Origin of the sequence: Arthrobacter sp. B6, assembly GCF_001663775.1 — a bacterium.
In the GTDB taxonomy this organism is placed as follows: Bacteria; Actinomycetota; Actinomycetes; order Actinomycetales; family Micrococcaceae; genus Arthrobacter.
Genome location: NZ_KV467169.1, coordinates 170,353 through 190,328, shown reverse-complemented (window position 1 = coordinate 190,328; position 19,976 = coordinate 170,353). Strand labels below are relative to the sequence as shown.

Below are 19,976 nucleotides of genomic sequence, written 5' to 3'. Positions count from 1 at the left end.
ATACATGGCAGGATGGAAATTATGTTGCGTTGGTTGACAGCCGGTGAATCCCATGGTCCGGCTCTGATGGGAATTATTGAAGGCGTCCCCGCCGGTGTGGAACTCACCAGCGGGCAGATCGCCGATTCATTGGCTCGCCGCCGCCTTGGCTACGGCCGTGGCGCACGCATGAAGTTTGAACAGGACGTAGTAACCATCCTCGGCGGGGTCCGGCACGGACTGACCCAGGGCGGACCGGTGGCCATCCAGGTGGGGAACACCGAATGGCCCAAATGGGAGCAAATCATGTCTGCGGATCCCGTGGACCCGGAGGTCCTCGCCGACCAGGCACGCAACGCCCCGCTCACCCGGCCCCGTCCCGGCCATGCGGACTTCACCGGCATGCAGAAGTACGGCTTTGATGAGGCACGGCCCGTACTCGAACGCGCCAGCGCACGGGAAACAGCAACCCGCGTAGCCATGGGCACCGTTGCGGCCCAGTTCCTCAAGCACCTCGGCATCGAGCTCGTCAGCCACACTGTCTCCATCGCCACCGTGACAGTGCCCGAGGGCCGGCCGCTCCCGGTACCCGCCAACGTCATCGCCCTGGACGCCGACCCGCTTCGCTGCTTCGACCGCGAGACGTCCGATGCCATGGTCGCCGAAGTGGACGCTGCCCACAAGGAAGGCGAAACCCTTGGCGGCGTGGTGGAAGTGCTCGCCTACGGCCTCCCGCCGGGACTGGGCAGCTACGTCCACTGGGACCGCAGGCTTGATTCCAGGCTCGCCGCCGCCCTCATGGGAATCCAGGCCATCAAGGGCGTGGAAGTCGGCGACGGTTTCCTCACGGCAGCACGCCGGGGCTCCTCAGCGCACGACGAAATCGTCAAGGACGCAGACGGCAGGATCATTCGGACCAGCAACCGTGCCGGCGGCATTGAGGGCGGCATGAGCATCGGTGACGTACTGCGCGTGCGTGCGGCCATGAAACCGATAGCCACGGTGCCCCGTGCCCTGAAGACCATCGACGTCAGCACCGGCGAGGCTGCCAAGGCGCACCACCAGCGGTCGGACGTCTGTGCCGTGCCCGCCGCCGGTGTTGTGGCCGAAGCAATGGTTGCGCTGGTCCTTGCCGAGGCCATCACGGAAAAGTTCGGCGGCGACTCCGTGGCTGAAACGAAGCGCAATATCAAGGGTTACCTGGACAACATTCCGGCGTCCCTGGACTCGATCGGCCAGTAGTGCCCGATCGCAGCAGAACAGGTGCGCCGGACGCCCGGCCCATTGTCCTGATTGGTCCGATGGCTGTGGGCAAGTCAGCCATCGGCTACCAACTGGCTCAACAGCTGGGTGCGCAGTTTGTGGACACTGACGTGGTGATCGTGGGCAGCCACGGTTCCATTGCTGACATTTTTGCCGGGCGGGGCGAGCGGGCCTTCCGGGAGATTGAGGCCCGTACCGTGGCCAGCGTGGTGGAACAGGCCGCGGGCACGGCCACGGCCACGGTGATATCGCTGGGCGGCGGGGCGGTCCTGGACTCCGGGACCCAGCAGCTGCTGGGAAGTTGCACGGTGGTGTACCTGGAGTGCGACGCCGCCACGGTGGCCAGCCGCATCGCCCGCAATACCGGCCGTCCGCTGCTTGCAGGCGATGCCATGGGTCAATGGATCTCAACGTTCGCCGCCAGGAAGCCGGTTTACGAACGGCTGGCCGACGTGGTCCTGGACGTCCGCGAGGGCTCCGTTGCAGAGATCGGACACCGGCTCGAAGTTGCGCTGCGGGAATTCGCAGCTGCCAAACAGGAAGTTGAAAAGTGAGCGACGAATCAACAGTCATCAAGGTCACCGGGGAGTCGGCGGCGCAGAACTACGACGTCGTCGTCGGCCGCGGCCTGCTCAGCAGCCTCCCGGGACTCCTGGGTGAGCGCGTACGGCGTGTGCTTGTCATCCACCCCCGGGCGCTGCGGCTCACGGGAGACACGGTGCGGGACGAACTCGCCGCTGCCGGCTTCACCTCACTGACCGCAGAGATCCCTGATGCCGAGGAAGGCAAGCACATCCAGGTGGCGGCGTTCTGCTGGCAGGTGCTGGGACAAAACGACTTCACGCGTTCCGATGCAATAGTTGCCGTCGGCGGAGGCGCCGTGACCGACCTCGCCGGCTTTGTGGCGGCGACCTGGCTCAGGGGTGTCAAAGTCATACACATGCCCACCAGCCTGCTGGGAATGGTGGACGCCTCCGTAGGCGGAAAAACCGGGATCAACACAGCGGAGGGCAAGAACCTGGTGGGATCCTTCCACCCGCCCGCCGGCGTGCTGGTGGATCTGGACACCCTGAACACCCTGCCCCGCAACGAGCTGATCTCCGGCATGGCCGAAGTGGTCAAGTGCGGCTTCATTGCAGATCCGGCCATCCTGGACCTGGTGGAAAAAGACCCCGAAGCGGTGGTGGATCCGCAGTCCGCGGTGCTGCGGGAACTCATTGAGCGGGCCATTGCGGTCAAGGCCAAGGTTGTTTCCGAAGACTTGAAGGAGTCCGGGCTCCGGGAAATCCTCAACTACGGGCATACCCTGGGCCACGCCATCGAACTGGTGGAGCGCTACTCCTGGCGCCACGGTGCGGCAGTGTCGGTGGGAATGATGTTCGCCGCTGAGCTGGCCCGCAGTGTGGGACGCCTCAGCGACGCCGACGCCGACCGCCACCGCAGCATCCTGGAGACCCTCGGCCTGCCCGTCACCTACCGCAGGGACCGCTGGCAGGGCCTCCTGGACGGCATGCGCCGGGACAAGAAGTCACGCGGTGACCTCCTGCGTTTCGTCGTCCTGGACGGCGTGGCCAAGCCGGGCATCCTCGACGTGCCGGACACTTCACTGCTGTTCGCCGCCTACCAGGAAATTGCTTCCTGATGCAGGGCGACGTGCAAGGCACCAGCGACTGGCCGGAGGCCGGCTTCCCCGGAATCCGCATCAACCCGGAGACACTGTTGCCGCAGATTGTTAACGAGGATGCCTGCCGGAATGCGCTGGCAGCCTCCAGTGACCCTGCAGACCACATTTTTGTGCTGCTGGTGGAAGGCCACGCCGCCGAAGCGGCCGAACTGCTGGCCGAGGCCCGGTTTAAGGACCCCGAATCGTTCAGGCTGAGGGCCTTCGAAGCCGAAGTGCTGCGAGTCTCCAACCGCCTGGACCGTGCGGTGGAGCTGTTCAGGCAATTGCTGGCCGAAGTCCAGGGGACCCCCCGCGAAGCGCTCGTCCTGCAATTCCTCGGCAAAACGCAGTACACCGCAGGCCAGACCTCCGCCGCCGTTGAATCGTTCGCCCGCGCACTGGACCTGCGCGTTGCCGAATCGGCCGACGCCTCCTTGATCTACTCCTCCACTGTGTCACTGCAGCGGGCCCGCGACGTGCTGGAACTGGCCTGCTGACAGCAGACCATCACGGCCTGGGCACCCGTGACGGAAGCCCCGCCGGATTTACCCGGTAGAATGGTTCTTGGATTTTTGACAAACACGCGCTGGCGGGCCGATTGGCATGCCTGCCCGGCATAGAAACGTCTGACCGTCCAGGCAGATAGAAACCAGAGGAAATCAGTGGCAACCACTAACGACATCAAGAACGGAACGGTCCTTAAGCTCGAGGGCCAGCTCTGGAACATCATCGAGTTCCAGCACGTCAAGCCTGGCAAGGGCGGTGCGTTCGTGCGGACCAAGATGCGCAACGTGATGTCCGGCAAGGTTGTGGACAAGACCTTCAACGCCGGCCTCAAGATCGAGACCGCCACGGTTGACCGCCGCGATTACCAGTACCTGTACCAGGACGGTGCGGACTTCGTGTTCATGGACACCTCTGACTACGACCAGATCACCGTCTCCGGTGCAACCGTTGGCGACGCCACCAACTTCATGCTGGAAAACCAGATGGTCAACATCGCCATCCACGAGGGCACCCCGCTCTACATCGAACTTCCCCCCAGCGTTGTGCTGGAAATCACCTACACGGAGCCCGGCCTGCAGGGCGACCGCTCCTCCGCCGGCACCAAGCCCGCCACGCTCGAAACCGGCTATGAGATCCAGGTTCCGCTGTTCGTCGAGAACAACACCAAGGTCAAGGTCGACACCCGCGACGGCAGCTACCTCGGCCGGGTCAGCGAGTAGTGAGCGCACGCGGTAAGGCCCGTAACAGGGCATTGGACGTTCTTTTCGAAGCTGAGCAGCGCTCGGTTTCTGCCTTTGACGTCCTGCGGGCGCGGCGGGAAAAGACGGACCAGATCGTCAACCCTTACACCTTGGAAATCGTTGAAGGCGTGGTCTCGCAGCAGACGGCGATCGACGAATTCCTGGAGACCTACTCGCAGGGCTGGACCCTGGAGCGTATGCCGTCGGTGGACCGCATCATCCTGCGCATCGGCACCTGGGAACTGCTGTACAACGACGACGTACCCGACGGCGTAGCGGTCAGTGAGGCAGTCGCGCTGGCCAAGACGCTGTCAACTGACGAGTCGCCGTCGTTCATCAACGGTCTCCTCGGACGCCTGCAGCAGCTGAAGCCTTCACTGCTGGCCTGAGGCCTTCTCCGCAGCCGGGCGACGCCTCGCTGCGAAGCAGCCAAAGCCCCGACCAGGTCACCTGGCCGGGGCTTTGTGCTTTCCTGCGCCTCAGTGTTTCGCGAGCCATTGGGCCCAGGTCGTTGCTCCCCGCCGGCCGTCATCGCAAGTTTGGGGACCGCTTGCCCGGACGGCAAAGCGGGGCAGCGGAAACTCCACGATTCTTCGATGGAGGCCGCGGGCGGCCTGATATTGCCGGGCGATGTCCCCCTGGGACAGGACGTCCGGTCCTCCGAAACATGGAGCGTCCCCTGCCGGGCCCGCCAAGAGGCGTTCCGTCACGTAGGGTGCGAACTCGGCAGAATCGCCTGGCTGCATGAGCAGGTTCGATGGGGCAAACCAGATGCGCTGCTCCGTCATGTGGTCATGGAACCGGGCCAACAACCAATAAAAAGGCGTGGCCGGAAGGATCGTCCACGGAACCGCGGAGCTCCGGACGATGTTCTCGGCCTGTGCTTTCCGCCGGAGGTAGGGAAACCTGGACTGCTGGACCCCCACTATTGAGATGTACAGGAAGTGTTGCACGCCAGCGCGTTGTGCTTCCTCCAGGAGCCGTCGTGTTCCGTCCACATCCACGTCGGGAGGGCTTGTCACAAAGTCCACAGGCAGGACCTGGCCTCGCAGGGCGGCCGGTGAAAGCGTTGCGGCGTGAACTATCGCGCGAACCCCCGATGCTGCTTCCCGGATTCCCCGGCCCGTGGCGAGATCGCCCTCGAATGTTTTCACATCCGTTCCTGCACGCGGTGTCCGCGACAAAACACGCACGCGTTCTCCCCGCTCAAGGAGCAGGCGGACGACGTCCGTGCCGAGATGGCCAGATCCTCCGGTGACCAGCACGTCATCCATGATCCGGCACCTCAGCCGGCGACGGCGGCCCGCAGCGCCAGGATCCGCTGCAGCTGAGCGCGTTCTTCAGCCTGGTGCAGCGCCACATCCCTGCCGCTCAGGATGCGCTGCCGCGTGAAGGCGAGCTGCGTGGCCGCCTTCACGAAGGCCTTCATCTGCGGACGGCGGTTGTAGCCGGCTGCCCAGCTCAGGGCGGTTCGCCTGCCGCCGGGCGTGGCCAGCAGGTCCACTTCGGCGGGGGTGAACCAGCCCGCCACTGCATACTCAAGAAGCCGCTGCCGGGTCAGCCGGTTTTCCGCGACGCGCAGCAGGATGACCACGCCAATGAACAGCACAAAGATGGGCACCTGGATGAGGATGTAGTCCGCGAGGAAGCCCTCGCCCATGCTGTTCCACCGGTTGTGGAGGAACATGGCGGGAAGCAGCCCCACCGCAAACGCCGCAACCGATGCGCCTGTATGCCAACGCCGCGCCGCGAACCCCATGATAAGCCCGGTGGTTCCAGTGAAGATTGCATGGGCGAACGGGGACATGACACCACGGAGCAGGAAAATCTGGGCCAGGTCGGTGGCGGGGCTTGCAGATTCGGCAATGGCCCGGCCGAAGTAGAGGATGTTCTCCGTGAAGGCGAAGCCGCCGGCGATCGTGAAGGCGAAGACCACCCCGTCCACCGGTCCGTCGAAGTGGCGGCGTGCCAACAGCAGAAGAAGCAGCAGCCCCAGCGCCTTGGCGAATTCCTCCACTACCGGTGCCTGGACGGTAGCCATGTAGGTCTGGAAGTCGCCCTCGTCTGAAAACTGGTAGGTGAGCGCGAAGAACGGCTGGACCAGCAGCGTGACGGCGATTGATACCGCTGCACCCCAGGTGAAGGCGAAAAACAACAGCCGTTTCGGTTCCGGCTCCCAGCGGTCGATCGCGTGGACCGCCAGGAGCACCGCGGACAACGGGAGCAGCGAGGCTATGAATCCCACCATGAATCCGGCGGTTCCCGTGTTGGCCAGCAGGAAGGGAACCACCAGGAACAGACTGAGGAATGCCAGCGCGCCGCCGCCGATCATCAGAGCCAGCAGGCCTGCCCTCGTGGGCGGGGCAGGCGGCCGCTGGGCGCCTCGGCCGTGCTGCTGCGCGACGGAACGGACGGGGCCGGCTGAATTGCCGGGCACCGGCCGGTAGTACTCCGGCTCCACGTGTCCCATCCAGCTCGGGTTCACCTGGCTGGGCAGGGGTCCTTGCGGTCCGGACCGTCCCGGCTGGCCGGGACGGGGATGGTGGGGGTGCATCGACATAGGGAAAGCCTATGGTGCCGGCATCCGGGCTCAAAGGCGTAACGCCTGGCCGACGGCGGGATCAGCGCCTGCAGGGGCATATCACCTGAGGGGAGAACAGGATGTGACCAGCAACGCGCCCGTCCGGCAGCGGCCCGTGTGGTAATTTTGGAACGCAAATAATCCTTCTTTTAATTCCGTCCTGTGAGGCGGGGAAAGGGGAGACGAGCGTTGACTTCTGTCACAAGCGCACCGGTTCCAGCCAGGGTTGTCCTCAACCAGGCAGACATAGACCGTGCCCTCACTCGTATCGCCCATGAGATCCTCGAGGCCAATAAAGGCTCCAAGGACCTGGTGCTGCTGGGTATCCCGCGGCGCGGCTATCCGCTGGCACTCCGGCTGGCCCGCAAGATCGCTGCCGCCGATCCAACCGTGGACGCCGACGCCATCGTCGGACAACTTGACGTCACCATGTTCCGCGACGACCTCTCCCACCATCCCACCAGGCCTCCCTACCCCACCCAGCTTCCGCGCACGGGGATCGACAACAAGGTCGTGGTGCTCATCGATGACGTGCTGTACTCCGGCCGCACCATCCGGGCCGCGCTGGACGCCATCATCGACCTCGGCCGTCCGCGGATCGTCAGGCTCGCCGTGCTGATTGACCGCGGCCACCGCGAGCTTCCCATCAGGGCCGACCACGTGGGAAAGAACCTCCCTACGTCCTCCGCCGAGAAGGTCCGGGTCCGCCTTGAGGAAACCGACACCGCCCCCGGCGGATCCACGGTCAACGAAGTGGTCATCGAGGGCGGCGCGTGAAACACCTCCTCTCCACTGAAGACCTCAGCCTGTCCAACGCCATCCGCATCCTCGACACCGCCGAAGAAATGGCCGCCGTGGGCGACCGCGAGGTCAAGAAGCTCCCGGCCCTGCGCGGACGCACCGTGGTGAACCTCTTCTTCGAGGACTCCACCCGGACACGGATCTCCTTCGAAGCGGCTGCCAAGCGGCTGTCAGCCGACGTCATCAACTTCGCCGCGAAGGGGTCCTCCGTCTCCAAGGGCGAGTCCCTGAAGGACACGGCCCAGACGCTGGCCGCCATGGGAGCGGACGCCGTCGTGATCCGCCACTGGGCCTCCGGTGCACCCCACCGCCTGGCCGCCACGGACTGGATCGATGCCGCCGTCATCAACGCCGGCGACGGAACCCACGAACACCCCACCCAGGCCCTGCTCGACGCCTTCACCATGCGCCGGCACTGGGCAAAGCTGGCTGGCAGCGGATCCGTTGGGGCGGACCTCAAAGGCATGCGCGTCGCCATTGCCGGAGACGTCCTGCACTCCCGCGTGGCCAGGTCCAACGTCTGGCTGCTCCGCACCCTCGGCGCCGAAGTCACCCTCGTTGCGCCGCCCACCCTGCTGCCCATCGGCGTCGAGCAGTGGCCGTGCAAGGTCAGCTACAACATGGACCAAACCCTGGAACAGGGAGTGGACGCAGTCATGATGCTGCGCGTGCAGGGTGAGCGGATGAACGCCTCATTCTTCCCCTCCACCCGCGAATACTCCCGCCGCTGGGGCTTCGATGACAACCGGCTCCGTGCCCTGGACAGCCTGGGACTGAAGGACACCATCATCATGCACCCCGGCCCCATGAACCGGGGCCTGGAAATATCCGCAGCCGCCGCGGACTCGCCCCGCTCCACCGTGCTGTCGCAGGTGCGCAATGGCGTCTCGGTCCGGATGGCCGCGCTGTATCTGCTGCTTTCCGGGGATACCCGCGAACCAGCCGCCGTCCCGGACACCACACGTGCGTACGCCCATTCCAACGCCGCACATTCCACCAAGGAGAGCAACTGATGGCAGACAACAACGGAACCTACCTGATCCGCGGTGCAGCGGTCCTGGGCGCCGGCGCCGAGGACCTGCTCATCCGCGACGGTGTCATTGGCGCCCGGGGAACGGACCTTCACGCCGACGGCGCCACCGTCATCGAGGCAGCCGGACTGGTGGCCCTTCCCGGCATGGTGGACGTGCACACCCACCTGCGCGAACCCGGCCGCGAAGACGCCGAAACCGTTGAAACCGGCACCCGCGCCGCCGCCCTGGGCGGCTACACCGCCGTGCACGCCATGGCCAACAGCACACCCGTAGCGGACACCGCCGGTGTTGTGGAGCAGGTCTACAGCCTGGGCCGCGCGGCCGGCTGGGTGGACGTCCGCCCTGTCGGAGCAGTCACCGTCGGCCTGGCGGGGGAGCAGCTGGCAGAACTCGGCGCCATGGCGGACTCCCGCGCCCGCGTCCGGATGTTTTCCGACGACGGCATCTGCGTCCACGATCCGGTGCTGATGCGCCGGGCACTGGAATACGTCAAGGCGTTCGACGGCGTGGTGGCCCAGCACGCGCAGGAACCCCGCCTCACCGCCGGGGCGCAGATGAATGAGGGCGAAGTGTCCGCCGTCCTGGGGCTCACCGGCTGGCCGGCTGTCGCCGAGGAGAGCATCATCGCCCGCGACGTCCTGCTGGCACAGCACGTGAACTCGCGCCTGCACGTCTGCCACGTCTCCACCGCGGGCTCCGTTGAGATCATCCGGTGGGCGAAAGAACGCGGCATCAACGTCACCGCCGAGGTCACCCCACACCACCTCCTGCTCACCGATGACCTGGTCCGCAGCTACAACCCGGTCTACAAGGTCAACCCGCCGCTGCGGACCGACGCGGACGTCCAGGCATTGCGGGCCGGCCTCGCGGACGGCACCATCGACGTCGTCGGCACTGACCACGCGCCCCACCCCAGCGAGCACAAGGAATGCGAGTGGGCGCAGGCCGCGATGGGCATGACCGGGCTGGAAACCGCACTGTCAGTGGTCCAGCACACGATGATCGAAACCGGACTCATGACCTGGGCAGACTTCGCCCGGGTGACCTCCACAGCCGCGGCACGGATCGGGCGGCTGTCCGACCAGGGCCGCCCCCTCGAAGCCGGCGAGCCCGCCAACCTCATCCTGGTGGACCCCGCTGCCCGCTGGACCGTTGATCCCGCCAGGATGGCAACCATGGGCCGCAATTCGCCATTTGCGGGACTGGAACTGCCGGGCAAGGTGGTGGCCACCTTCTACAAGGGCCACCCCACCGTCCTGGACGGCGAGCTCAACACCCCGTACCGCGAACCGGCAGCCAGTTCGGCGGTCGTTTCCTGATGGACACCAAGCTCCTCACCGGCCTCATCACCGTGGCGATCATCGCCGTCGTCCTGCTGATGATCTGGACAGGCTGGCGGAACCGCCTCAAGCGGCAGGCCGACGTCGAACAGCTGCCTGAGGTGCCCGAAGCACCCGGGACGGCGCTCGACACGGCCGAGGGACAGTACGTCGCATCAACCACCGCGGGGGACTGGCTGGACCGGATCGCCGTGCACGGGCTCGGCATCCGTACCAACGCGACCCTCGCCGTCTACCCCCACGGTGTCCTCTTTGACAGATCCGGCGCACCGGCGGTCTACATTCCGGCAGCGGACCTCACCGCCGTGCGGCAGGACAGCGGCATGGCCGGCAAGTTCGTGGAAAAGGACGGCCTGCTGGTGCTCAGCTGGAAGCTCGGCTCCCACGAGCTGGACACCGGGTTCCGTACCCGGCGCGCCGCAGACAAGCCCGCCCTCTTCGAATCCCTTCAGCAATTGATCTCCGCTGCCCCCCAGACTGATCCCCAGAGTGGAAAGTAAAACAGTGACAGAAACACAAGTAACAGCAGAAAAAGTGGACGCCACTCCAGCAGTTTCCACCCCTACCTCGCCGGCAGCGCTCGTTCTTGAAGACGGCCGCATCTTCCGCGGCACCAGTTACGGCGCCACCGGCACCGCCCTGGGTGAAGCAGTCTTCGCCACCGGCATGACCGGTTACCAGGAAACCATCACTGACCCCTCCTACGCCCGGCAGCTCGTGGTGCAGACCGCGCCGCACATTGGCAACACCGGCGTCAACAGCGAAGACGCAGAGTCGCGCCGCATCTGGGTGGCCGGCTACATCGTCCGCGATGCCGCCCGGCGCCCCTCCAACTGGCGCTCCGAACGCAGCCTGGACGAGGAACTCGTAGAACAGGGCATCGTGGGCATCCAAGGCGTGGACACCCGCGCCATCACACGCCACCTGCGCGAGCACAAGACGATGCGCGCCGGCATCTTCTCCGGCGACGCCGCCCTGGCCACCGAGAAGGAACTCCTGGCCGCGGTGCTGGCCAGCGCCCCCATGGAAGGCGCCCGGCTGGCTGAGGAAGTCAGCGTCGACGAGGCCTACGTCGTGGAACCCAAGGACCACGGCTGGGACGGCGACACCCGGTTCAGCATTGCCGCCATCGACCTTGGCATCAAGGCCATGACCCCTGTCCGCTTCGCCGAACGCGGCGTCCGCGTCCACGTCCTGCCCGCCACCGCCACCCTCGAGGACGTCAAGGCCGTCAACCCGGACGGCTTCTTTATGTCCAACGGCCCCGGCGACCCCGCCACCGCCGATGCCCAGGTCAAGCTCCTGCGCTCCGTCCTGGACGAGAAGCTGCCCTACTTCGGCATCTGCTTCGGCAACCAGATCCTGGGCCGCGCCCTGGGCTTCGGGACCTATAAGCTGCGCTACGGCCACCGCGGCATCAACCAGCCCGTCATGGACCGCCGCACCGGCAAAGTGGAAATCACCTCCCAGAACCATGGGTTCGCCGTGGATGCACCGCTCGACGGCGCCACCCAGGCGCCCGAGGAACGCTACGGCCGCGTCGAGGTCAGCCACGTCAGCCTGAACGACGACGTCGTGGAGGGACTTGCGTGCCTGGACATTCCCGCGTTCTCGGTCCAGTACCACCCGGAAGCGGCCGCCGGCCCGCACGACGCCGCCTACCTGTTCGACCGTTTCATCGAACTCATGGAAGGCACCCGCGACGGCAGGACCGCCAACCTGTCGAAGGACCCCGTTGACGCAAAGCACCCCGCAGAGGGAACAAACACCGACGGGCCGAACACAGGCGCAGAAGACAAAAACGAAAACAAGACTGAGGACAAGAAGTAATGCCTAAGAGAACTGACCTTAAGAGCGTCCTGGTCATCGGTTCCGGCCCGATCGTCATCGGCCAGGCCGCCGAATTCGACTACTCCGGCACCCAGGCGCTTCGTGTCCTCAAGGAGGAGGGCCTCCGCGTCATCCTGGTGAACTCGAACCCCGCCACCATCATGACTGACCCCGAGTTCGCCGATGCCACCTACGTCGAGCCCATCACCCCGGAGGTGGTGGAGAAGATCATCGCCAAGGAACGCCCGGACGCCGTCCTGCCCACCCTGGGCGGCCAGACCGCGCTGAACACAGCCATCGCGCTGGACAAGAACGGTGTGCTGGAGAAGTACAACGTGGAGCTCATCGGGGCGAACATCGCCGCCATCGAGCTGGGTGAGGACCGGGAAAAGTTCAAGGGAGTCGTGGAGCGCTGCGGGGCCGAATCCGCCCGCAGCCACATCATCCACACCATGGACGAGGCCCTCAAGGCCGCCGAAGACCTGGGCTACCCAATGGTGGTCCGCCCGTCCTTCACCATGGGCGGCCTGGGTTCAGGCCTGGCCTACACCGAGGATGACCTCCGCCGCATCGTGGGCCAGGGCCTGCAGTACAGCCCCACGTCCGAGGTGCTGCTCGAAGAGAGCATCCTGGGCTGGAAGGAATACGAACTCGAGATGATGCGGGACAAGAACGACAACGTGGTTGTTGTCTGTTCCATCGAGAACTTCGATCCCGTGGGCGTCCACACCGGCGACTCCATCACGGTGGCGCCGGCACTGACCCTCACCGACCGTGAATACCAGCGGCTGCGGGACATCTCCATCGCCGTGATCCGCGAAGTCGGCGTCGACACCGGCGGCTGCAACATCCAGTTCGCCATCGAACCGGACACCGGACGCGTGGTGGTCATCGAGATGAACCCGCGTGTGTCCCGTTCCTCCGCGCTGGCCTCGAAGGCCACCGGGTTCGCCATCGCCAAGATCGCCACCAAGCTCTCCCTGGGCTACACCCTGGACGAGATCCCGAACGACATCACGCAGAAGACGCCCGCGTCCTTCGAACCCACCCTGGACTATGTTGTGGTCAAGGTTCCGCGGTTCGCGTTCGAGAAATTCCCGGCCGCGGACAACACGCTCACCACCACCATGAAGTCCGTGGGCGAGGCCATGGCCATGGGCCGCAACTTCACGGAGGCGCTGCAGAAGGCGCTCCGCTCCCTGGAGCAGAAGGGTTCGCAGCTGGACTTCAGCTCCGTCCCCGAATGGGAAGTCCCGGAGCTCATCGAAAAGGCCAAGCGCCCCACCACTGAGCGCCTGCACCAGGTCCAGCGCGCGCTGCTCGGCGGCGCCACCGTGGAGGAGCTCTACGCGGCCACCAAGATCGATCCGTGGTTCCTGGACCAGCTCCAGTTGCTGAACGAGATCTCCCGCGAGATCCGCCAGGCCGGTGCCCTGACCGTGGAGATGCTCAAGCGTGCCAAGCGGCACGGCTTCTCCGACGAGCAGATCGGCGCCCTGACGCACAACTCAGAGGCCGTGGTCCGCGGCGTCCGCCAGGCGCTCGGGATCCGTCCGGTCTACAAGACGGTGGACACCTGCGCCGCCGAGTTCGCCGCCTACACGCCGTACCACTACTCGGCCTACGACGAGGAGGACGAGGTTGCCCTGCACTCCAAGCCCTCCATCCTGATCCTCGGTTCCGGCCCGAACCGCATCGGCCAGGGCATCGAGTTCGACTACTCGTGCGTCCACGCCTCCATGGCGCTGCGCAAAGCCGGCTACGAGACCGTGATGGTCAACTGCAACCCGGAAACCGTCTCCACCGACTACGACGTCTCCACCCGTCTGTACTTCGAGCCGCTGACGCTCGAGGACGTACTGGAAGTCATCGCGGCCGAAGAACGCACCGGCGGCGTCATGGGCGTGTTCGTCCAGCTTGGCGGCCAGACCCCGCTGAAGCTGGCCCAGCAGCTTGCCGACGCCGGCGTCCCCATCCTGGGCACCTCCCCGGAAGCGATTGACCTTGCCGAGCACCGCGGCGCGTTCTCCCGCGTCCTGGACAAGGCCGGCCTGGTCTCCCCGAAGAACGGCACCGCCGTGTCATTCGAGGACGCCAAGAAGATCGCTGACGAGATCGGCTACCCCGTCCTGGTCCGCCCGTCCTACGTGCTGGGCGGCCGCGGCATGGAAATTGTCTATGACGAGGCCAACCTCTCCCGCTACATTGCCAACGCCACCGAGATCACCCCGGACCACCCGGTGCTGATCGACCGCTTCCTGGAGGACGCCGTCGAAATCGACGTCGACGCACTCTTCGACGGCACCGACATGTACCTGGGCGGCATCATGGAGCACATCGAGGAAGCCGGCATCCACTCCGGTGACTCCGCGTGCGTCCTGCCGCCCATCACCCTGGGCACCAACGTCCTGGATCGGGTCCGCACCGCAACGCGCGCGATCGCCGAAGGCGTGGGTGTGCGCGGCCTGATCAACATCCAGTTCGCCCTCGCCTCCGATGTCCTCTACGTCCTGGAAGCAAACCCCCGCGCATCCCGCACGGTGCCTTTTGTCTCCAAGGCCACCGGGGTCCAGATGGCCAAAGCCGCCGCCCTGATCGGCACCGGCGTCACCATCGGGCAGCTCCGCAGCGCCTACAAGATGCTGCCGGAAACGGGCGACGGCTCCACGCTGCCGCTGGATGCCCCCGTGTCCGTCAAGGAAGCGGTGCTGCCGTTCAGCCGGTTCCGCACACCCGAAGGCAAGGTGGTGGACTCCCTGCTTGGCCCGGAGATGCGTTCCACCGGTGAAGTGATGGGCATCGACAAGCACTTCGACACCGCGTTCGCCAAGAGCCAGGCAGCCGCCAACAACGCGCTGCCCACCGAGGGCAAGATCTTTGTCTCCGTGGCCAACCGGGACAAGCGGTCGGTCATCATGGGCGTCAAGCGGCTCTCCGACCTCGGCTTCGAAATCGTCTCCACGGGCGGCACGGCTGATGTCCTGCGCCGCAACGGCATCCAGGCCACCCCGGTACGCAAGGTCGCCGAAGGCAGCAGCGCCGAAGGCGAAGGCACCATTGCTGACCTCGTCATCGCCGGCGACATCGACATGGTGTTCAACACCCCGTCAGGCGGCGAAGCCCGCAGCGACGGCTACGAACTCCGCGCAGCCGCCACGTCCATCGGCATTCCCTGCATCACCACGGTGGCTGAATTCAACGCCGCCGTGCAGGCGATCGAAGCCATGCGCACGTACGAGTGGTCCGTCACCAGCCTGCAGGAGCACGCCGCAGCGCTGGCCGCTTCACAGGACGCCGCCTCGCAGAATGCGGCAGCCCGGAATGCCTGACGCCGGATCCGATGTGACCGGTGCCCCCGGCCGGGAGTCCTTCGGCTCCCGGCTGGGGGCGGCAATGGCCGCCCGCGGCCCGCTGTGTGTGGGCATTGACCCGCACCCTGCGCTCCTGAAGAGCTGGGGCCTGGACGACGACGCCGCCGGGCTCCGGCGCTTTTCGCTGACGGTACTGGAAGCTGTGGGTTCGCTCGCTGCCGCGGTGAAGCCGCAGGTGGCGCTCTACGAACGCCACGGCTCGGCCGGGATGGCGGTCCTCGAGGAAGTCCTGGCCGCCGCCCGGGATGAAGCAGTCCTCACCATTGCTGATGCCAAGCGCGGCGACATCGGCTCCACCATGGCTGCCTATGCGGACGCCTGGCTGCGGGACGGGTCACTGCTGGCCGCCGACTCCGTGACACTCAGCCCCTACCTCGGGTTCGAGTCCCTCCGCCCGGCGCTGGACCTCGCGGCCGAATACGGCCGCGGTGTGTTTGTCCTCGCCCTGACGTCCAACCCGGAGGGGGCATCCGTCCAGCACATCGGCGGAGGCGACTCCGTGGCTCGGCGGATCACGGAGGCGGCAGCAGCGGAAAACCGCCGCTACGGGGGCTCCCTGGGATCCGTTGGACTGGTGGTGGGCGCCACCGTGGGCTCCGCACTGACGGACCTTCGCTTGGATCTGCAGGCCGTCCGCGGTCCCATCCTCGCGCCGGGACTGGGGGCGCAGGGTGCCACTGCTGCCGACCTCCGCCGGACGTTCGGCCCGGCGTACCCGCAGGTGCTGGGAACATCCAGCCGCGACATCCTTGCCGCGGGCCCCGGCCTCCAGGGGCTCCGGGATGCCGCGCTGCGGACGCTCGACGGCTTCGGGAAGGCTAGGCCGCCGGGGGCGTCGGTCCATTGATTCGCGGGGCACCAAGGGGTAGGTTTCAGGACAAGTCCAATGGCGGCCGCCTTGGATGCATCCGACGAATCCGGGGGTGTCCTCCATGAGCCTGCGACCGTTATCCGCGTCGGAACGCGCGGACGCGCTGCAGAAGGCAGCCGCTGCCAGGGCAGCCAGGGCAGCGGCGAAAGAGCGGCTCAAGACCGGCGAGATTTCGGCTGCCGACATCATCAGCTCGGCGGCCGGTGACGACGCCCTGGCCAGGATGCGCGTGGCAGAGCTGTTGGAAGCGCTGCCCGGCATCGGCAAGGTACGGGCTGCGGCCATCATGGAGCAGTTGGGAATCGCCGCTTCACGGCGGGTCCGGGGGCTGGGCGTTCACCAGCGCCAGGCGCTGGTAGATTTTATAGACGAGAAGTAGGGCGTGCCACGGTCCGCCCATCCGAACCGAAGCCGCAAAGGAATACGTGAGCAAGAAACCGGGACTGACAGTCCTCGCAGGTCCGACGGCTGTTGGCAAAGGCACCGTGTCCACCTACATCCGGGATAACTACCCCGAAGTCTGGCTTTCCGTTTCGGCCACTACCCGGGCTCCGCGGCCGGGTGAGCAGGACGGCATCCACTACTTCTTCAAGTCAAAGGAAGAGTTCGAGTCACTCGTGGCCGCCGGGGAGTTCCTGGAGTGGGCCGTAGTCCACGGCCAGAACACCTACGGCACCCTGAAGAGCACCGTCAAGGAAGCCATCGCCGACGGCAGGTCCGTCCTGCTGGAGATTGACCTGCAGGGCGCCCGGCAGGTCAAGGCGGCGGTCCCGGACGCCCAATTCGTCTTCCTCGCGCCGCCGAGCTGGGACGAAATGGTGCGCCGGCTGGTAGGCCGGGGCACCGAAACGGCGGAGGAACAGCAGCAGAGGCTGGAAACCGCTAAACTAGAACTTGCCGCTGAACCGGAGTTTGACCACACCGTCATCAATGATGACGTTCGCCGGGCAGCGGACGAGCTTGTTTCACTCATGGGGCTGACACCGCACCCGCACTAGCAGCAGGTAGCAGTCGGCCCGTTAGAATTTGGAGAATTCGTGTCCACGAACCTTGAAGGCATCATCAACCCGCCGATCGACTCGCTGCTTGAGGCAGCCGACTCCAAGTACGGCCTGGTGATCTTCGGTGCCAAGCGTGCACGTCAGATCAACGCTTACTACGCCCAGCTGCACGAGGGCCTGTTCGAGTACGTCGGCCCGCTGGTCGACACCAAGCTGAACGAGAAGTCGCTGTCCATCGCCCTGCGCGAGATCAACGAAGGCAAGCTCGTTTCGACGCCAATCGAAGCCACAGAGTAAGTTACACAGACTGCCTGTTGACGGAGGTCACGTGCGCATAGTCCTCGGAGTCGGGGGAGGGATTGCCGCCTACAAGGTGGCATCGCTCCTCCGGCTTTTTACTGAAGCCGGCCATGACGTCACGGTGATTCCCACCGAAGCGGCCACCCGCTTTGTGGGAGTTGCAACGTGGGAGGCCCTGTCCGGGCATCCCGTCAGCAACAGCGTCTTCGACGACGTCCACCAGGTCAACCATGTCCGGCTGGGCCATGAAGCCGACCTGATCGTGGTGGCACCGGCCACCGCGGACCTGCTGGCCCGTGCCGCGACAGGGCAGGCCAACGACCTCCTGACCAACACCCTCCTGATGGCCAGGGGCCCGGTGCTCTTTGCCCCGGCCATGCACACGGAGATGTGGCAACACGCCGCAACCCGCGCCAACGTGGAAACCCTCAGGGGGCGGGGCGCCGCCGTGCTGGAGCCCGCCACCGGACGGCTCACCGGTTCCGACTCAGGCCCCGGACGCCTGCCCGAGCCGGAAGCCATCTTCGACGCCGCCATAGCCCTGACCCAGGGCAGGTCCGACTATCAGCTCCCGCTCGCGGGGAAGACTGTCACCATCAGCGCAGGCGGCACCCGGGAACCCCTGGACCCGGTGCGGTTTTTGGGCAACCGTTCATCCGGCAAGCAGGGCGTCGCCCTCGCCGTCGCCGCCCGGAACGCCGGGGCCTCCGTCCGGCTGCTGGCCGCACATATGGAAGTTCCCCCGCCCGCCGGAGTCGAGGTCGTGGCGGTTGAGACTGCCCTGCAGCTTCGGGAAGCCGCGCTGGCGGCGGCAGCCGATTCCGACGTCGTGATTATGGCCGCGGCTGTGGCCGACTTCCGTCCAGCCGAGATTTCCGGCACAAAAATCAAGAAGCGCGACGACGCCGCCGACCCCGTCATCTCGCTGGTCCGCAATCCCGACATCCTGCAGGAACTGGTGGAAGTACGGGACGCGGCCGAAGACCAGGTCCGCCGCAGCCAGCTCATCGTGGGTTTCGCCGCCGAGACCGGTGACGGCGAGGCTGATGTCCTGGCGTACGCCGAAGCGAAGCTCAGGCGAAAGGGCTGCGATCTCCTGGTGGTTAACCATGTGGGCACGGACAAAGTGTTTGGACAGGACACCAACGCCGTGGTCATCCTGTCGCGTTCCGGCTCCGAACCCCAAGAAGCTTCCGGATCGAAAACCGAAGTCTCGGCCGCCGTCATCAACCGGATCGGCTATGAGCTGAACCACGTTTCGCCCCGCGCCTGACGGAACACGGCACGTTTCCTTAGCACGGGGACACACGCTGCCGGGCGTCCGATTCCCAACCAGTAAGGTAGTTGAGTGACTTTACCGCTGCACATTCCCCACACCCACGTGGCCACGCCCTCCGCGCTCCGCCTCTTCACCTCCGAGTCGGTGACTGAAGGCCACCCGGACAAGATCTGCGACCAGATCAGCGACGCGATCCTGGACGCCCTGCTGGCTGCGGACCCGGAGTCCCGCGTCGCCGTCGAAACCATGGCCACCACGGGCCTGGTCCACGTTGCCGGGGAAGTCACCACCGACGCGTATGTGGAGATCCCGCAGATCGTCCGGGAGACCATCCTGGGCATCGGTTACGATTCCTCGGCCAACGGCTTTGACGGCGCCCGCTGCGGTGTGTCCGTCTCGATCGGGCAGCAGTCCAACGACATCGCCGGCGGGGTGTTCAACTCCCTGGAAGCACGTGAGGGCCGCCAGGAGGATGACTACGACCTCCAGGGCGCCGGTGACCAGGGCCTGATGTTCGGGTACGCGAGCGACGAAACAGCGTCCTACATGCCGACGCCGATCTGGCTCGCGCACCGCCTTTCCGAACGCCTCACCGAGGTGCGCAAGTCCGGCGAGCTCTCCTACCTCCGGCCTGACGGCAAGACCCAGGTCACTGTCGGCTACGACAAGGACGCGCCGGTTTCCGTGGAAACCGTGGTCATTTCCAGCCAGCACGCCGAAGGAACCAGCCTGGACCGTCTCCGGGCCGACCTCGCCTCCTTTGTGATCAACCCGGTGCTGGCCGCCGCCAACCTGGACATCTCGCGGGCAGCCAACATCCTGAACCCCGCCGGCGAGTTTGTCATCGGCGGACCCGTAGGCGATGCCGGCCTGACCGGACGCAAGATCATTGTTGACACCTACGGCGGCATGGCCCGCCACGGCGGCGGCGCCTTCTCGGGCAAGGATCCGTCCAAGGTGGACCGCTCGGCTGCCTACGCCATGCGCTGGGTCGCCAAGAACGTGGTGGCTGCCGGCCTGGCCAAGCGCGCCGAAATACAAATTGCGTACGCCATCGGCCAGGCGCGCCCCGTGGGCACCTATGTCGAAACCTTCGGCACCGAAACCGTGGACCCGGCACGGATCAGCGCCGCCATCGCCGAGATCTTCGACCTCCGCCCGCGGGCCATCATCGACGCCCTGGACCTCAAGCGACCCATCTACGCCAAGACCGCGGCCCACGGCCACTTCGGTCGTGACGATCCCGACTTCACGTGGGAGCGTTTGGACCGGGTGGACGACCTGAAGGCTTTCTTCAACGCGTAGCGTTCATCACCCACCCAGTCCGTCTGCCTGGGGCCCGGCCGAAAATGTCAGGACCAGGTGGTTGGCTGGTTGTGTCCAGTCAGGAACTCCCGGTGTGAATGCCCGGGAATA

20 protein-coding genes are annotated in these 19,976 nt (G+C 65.9%); 18 read left to right on the top strand and 2 right to left on the bottom strand.

Annotated features, from left to right (window positions below; all coding sequences use genetic code 11):
• The first annotated feature begins 21 nt into the window (after positions 1 to 21).
• The 6 genes from aroC (at position 22) to nusB (ending at position 4,541) form a co-directional block, all read left to right on the top strand.
• Positions 22 to 1,221 (top strand): chorismate synthase, encoded by a 1,200-nt coding sequence (gene aroC / locus AU175_RS15505; protein WP_066291648.1) that lies wholly within the window; start codon positions 22 to 24, stop codon positions 1,219 to 1,221.
• Entirely contained in the window at positions 1,221 to 1,796 is a 576-nt protein-coding gene (locus AU175_RS15500) for a shikimate kinase (protein WP_156642434.1), read from the top strand. The genes aroC and AU175_RS15500 overlap by 1 nt, the downstream gene beginning before the upstream one ends.
• A complete protein-coding gene (aroB, locus tag AU175_RS15495) occupies positions 1,793 to 2,884 on the top strand; it encodes a 3-dehydroquinate synthase (RefSeq protein ID WP_066291645.1) in 1,092 nt (363 codons plus the stop codon). Before AU175_RS15500 ends, aroB begins: the two co-directional genes overlap by 4 nt.
• Complete coding sequence (locus tag AU175_RS15490; RefSeq protein WP_066291641.1) at positions 2,884 to 3,402, top strand: tetratricopeptide repeat protein; 519 nt, start codon at positions 2,884 to 2,886, stop codon at positions 3,400 to 3,402. The genes aroB and AU175_RS15490 overlap by 1 nt, the downstream gene beginning before the upstream one ends.
• A 165-nt stretch (positions 3,403 to 3,567) precedes the next feature.
• Positions 3,568 to 4,131, top strand: a complete 564-nt coding sequence (gene efp, locus AU175_RS15485) for an elongation factor P (protein WP_066291638.1) — start codon at positions 3,568 to 3,570, stop codon at positions 4,129 to 4,131.
• Positions 4,131 to 4,541, top strand: a complete 411-nt coding sequence (gene nusB, locus AU175_RS15480) for a transcription antitermination factor NusB (protein WP_066291630.1) — start codon at positions 4,131 to 4,133, stop codon at positions 4,539 to 4,541. Before efp ends, nusB begins: the two co-directional genes overlap by 1 nt.
• Before the next feature lie 90 nt (positions 4,542 to 4,631).
• Here the strand turns inward: nusB and AU175_RS15475 are convergent, their stop codons facing one another.
• Positions 4,632 to 5,426, bottom strand: a complete 795-nt coding sequence (locus AU175_RS15475) for an SDR family oxidoreductase (protein WP_066291628.1) — start codon at positions 5,424 to 5,426, stop codon at positions 4,632 to 4,634.
• An 11-nt stretch (positions 5,427 to 5,437) separates the two neighbouring features.
• On the bottom strand, positions 5,438 to 6,712 hold the full coding sequence (locus AU175_RS15470) for a PrsW family intramembrane metalloprotease (RefSeq protein ID WP_066291624.1): 1,275 nt from the start codon (positions 6,710 to 6,712) through the stop codon (positions 5,438 to 5,440).
• 210 nt (positions 6,713 to 6,922) lie between these two features.
• Here AU175_RS15470 and pyrR point away from each other — a divergent pair, with 210 nt between their 5' ends.
• From pyrR to metK, 12 genes are all read left to right on the top strand, one after another.
• On the top strand, positions 6,923 to 7,510 hold the full coding sequence (gene pyrR / locus AU175_RS15465) for a bifunctional pyr operon transcriptional regulator/uracil phosphoribosyltransferase PyrR (RefSeq protein ID WP_066291622.1): 588 nt from the start codon (positions 6,923 to 6,925) through the stop codon (positions 7,508 to 7,510).
• A complete protein-coding gene (locus AU175_RS15460) occupies positions 7,507 to 8,547 on the top strand; it encodes an aspartate carbamoyltransferase catalytic subunit (protein WP_066291619.1) in 1,041 nt (346 codons plus the stop codon). The genes pyrR and AU175_RS15460 overlap by 4 nt, the downstream gene beginning before the upstream one ends.
• Positions 8,547 to 9,887: a dihydroorotase gene (locus AU175_RS15455; RefSeq protein ID WP_066291616.1), complete on the top strand. Its 1,341-nt coding sequence runs from the start codon at positions 8,547 to 8,549 to the stop codon at positions 9,885 to 9,887. Before AU175_RS15460 ends, AU175_RS15455 begins: the two co-directional genes overlap by 1 nt.
• A complete protein-coding gene (locus tag AU175_RS15450) occupies positions 9,887 to 10,408 on the top strand; it encodes a PH-like domain-containing protein (RefSeq protein WP_066291613.1) in 522 nt (173 codons plus the stop codon). The genes AU175_RS15455 and AU175_RS15450 overlap by 1 nt, the downstream gene beginning before the upstream one ends.
• 4 nt (positions 10,409 to 10,412) lie before the next feature.
• On the top strand, positions 10,413 to 11,738 hold the full coding sequence (carA, locus tag AU175_RS15445; protein WP_442855323.1) for a glutamine-hydrolyzing carbamoyl-phosphate synthase small subunit: 1,326 nt from the start codon (positions 10,413 to 10,415) through the stop codon (positions 11,736 to 11,738).
• The gene (gene carB, locus AU175_RS15440; RefSeq protein ID WP_066291610.1) at positions 11,738 to 15,067 is read left to right on the top strand and encodes a carbamoyl-phosphate synthase large subunit; all 3,330 of its coding nucleotides are present in this window, start codon (positions 11,738 to 11,740) and stop codon (positions 15,065 to 15,067) included. The genes carA and carB overlap by 1 nt, the downstream gene beginning before the upstream one ends.
• Entirely contained in the window at positions 15,060 to 15,956 is an 897-nt protein-coding gene (gene pyrF / locus AU175_RS15435) for an orotidine-5'-phosphate decarboxylase (protein WP_066294220.1), read from the top strand. Before carB ends, pyrF begins: the two co-directional genes overlap by 8 nt.
• Positions 15,957 to 16,041: 85 nt before the next feature.
• Positions 16,042 to 16,359, top strand: coding sequence for an integration host factor, actinobacterial type (gene mihF, locus AU175_RS15430; protein WP_197497156.1), 318 nt, complete (start codon positions 16,042 to 16,044; stop codon positions 16,357 to 16,359).
• 46 nt (positions 16,360 to 16,405) lie between these two features.
• On the top strand, positions 16,406 to 16,978 hold the full coding sequence (gene gmk / locus AU175_RS15425; protein ID WP_066291607.1) for a guanylate kinase: 573 nt from the start codon (positions 16,406 to 16,408) through the stop codon (positions 16,976 to 16,978).
• 39 nt (positions 16,979 to 17,017) lie between these two features.
• Positions 17,018 to 17,278 (top strand): DNA-directed RNA polymerase subunit omega, encoded by a 261-nt coding sequence (gene rpoZ / locus AU175_RS15420; protein ID WP_066291604.1) that lies wholly within the window; start codon positions 17,018 to 17,020, stop codon positions 17,276 to 17,278.
• 31 nt (positions 17,279 to 17,309) lie between these two features.
• Complete coding sequence (gene coaBC / locus AU175_RS15415) at positions 17,310 to 18,554, top strand: bifunctional phosphopantothenoylcysteine decarboxylase/phosphopantothenate--cysteine ligase CoaBC (RefSeq protein WP_066291602.1); 1,245 nt, start codon at positions 17,310 to 17,312, stop codon at positions 18,552 to 18,554.
• A gap of 75 nt (positions 18,555 to 18,629) precedes the next feature.
• Positions 18,630 to 19,865 (top strand): methionine adenosyltransferase, encoded by a 1,236-nt coding sequence (gene metK / locus AU175_RS15410; RefSeq protein WP_066291598.1) that lies wholly within the window; start codon positions 18,630 to 18,632, stop codon positions 19,863 to 19,865.
• The last annotated feature ends 111 nt before the right edge of the window (positions 19,866 to 19,976 follow it).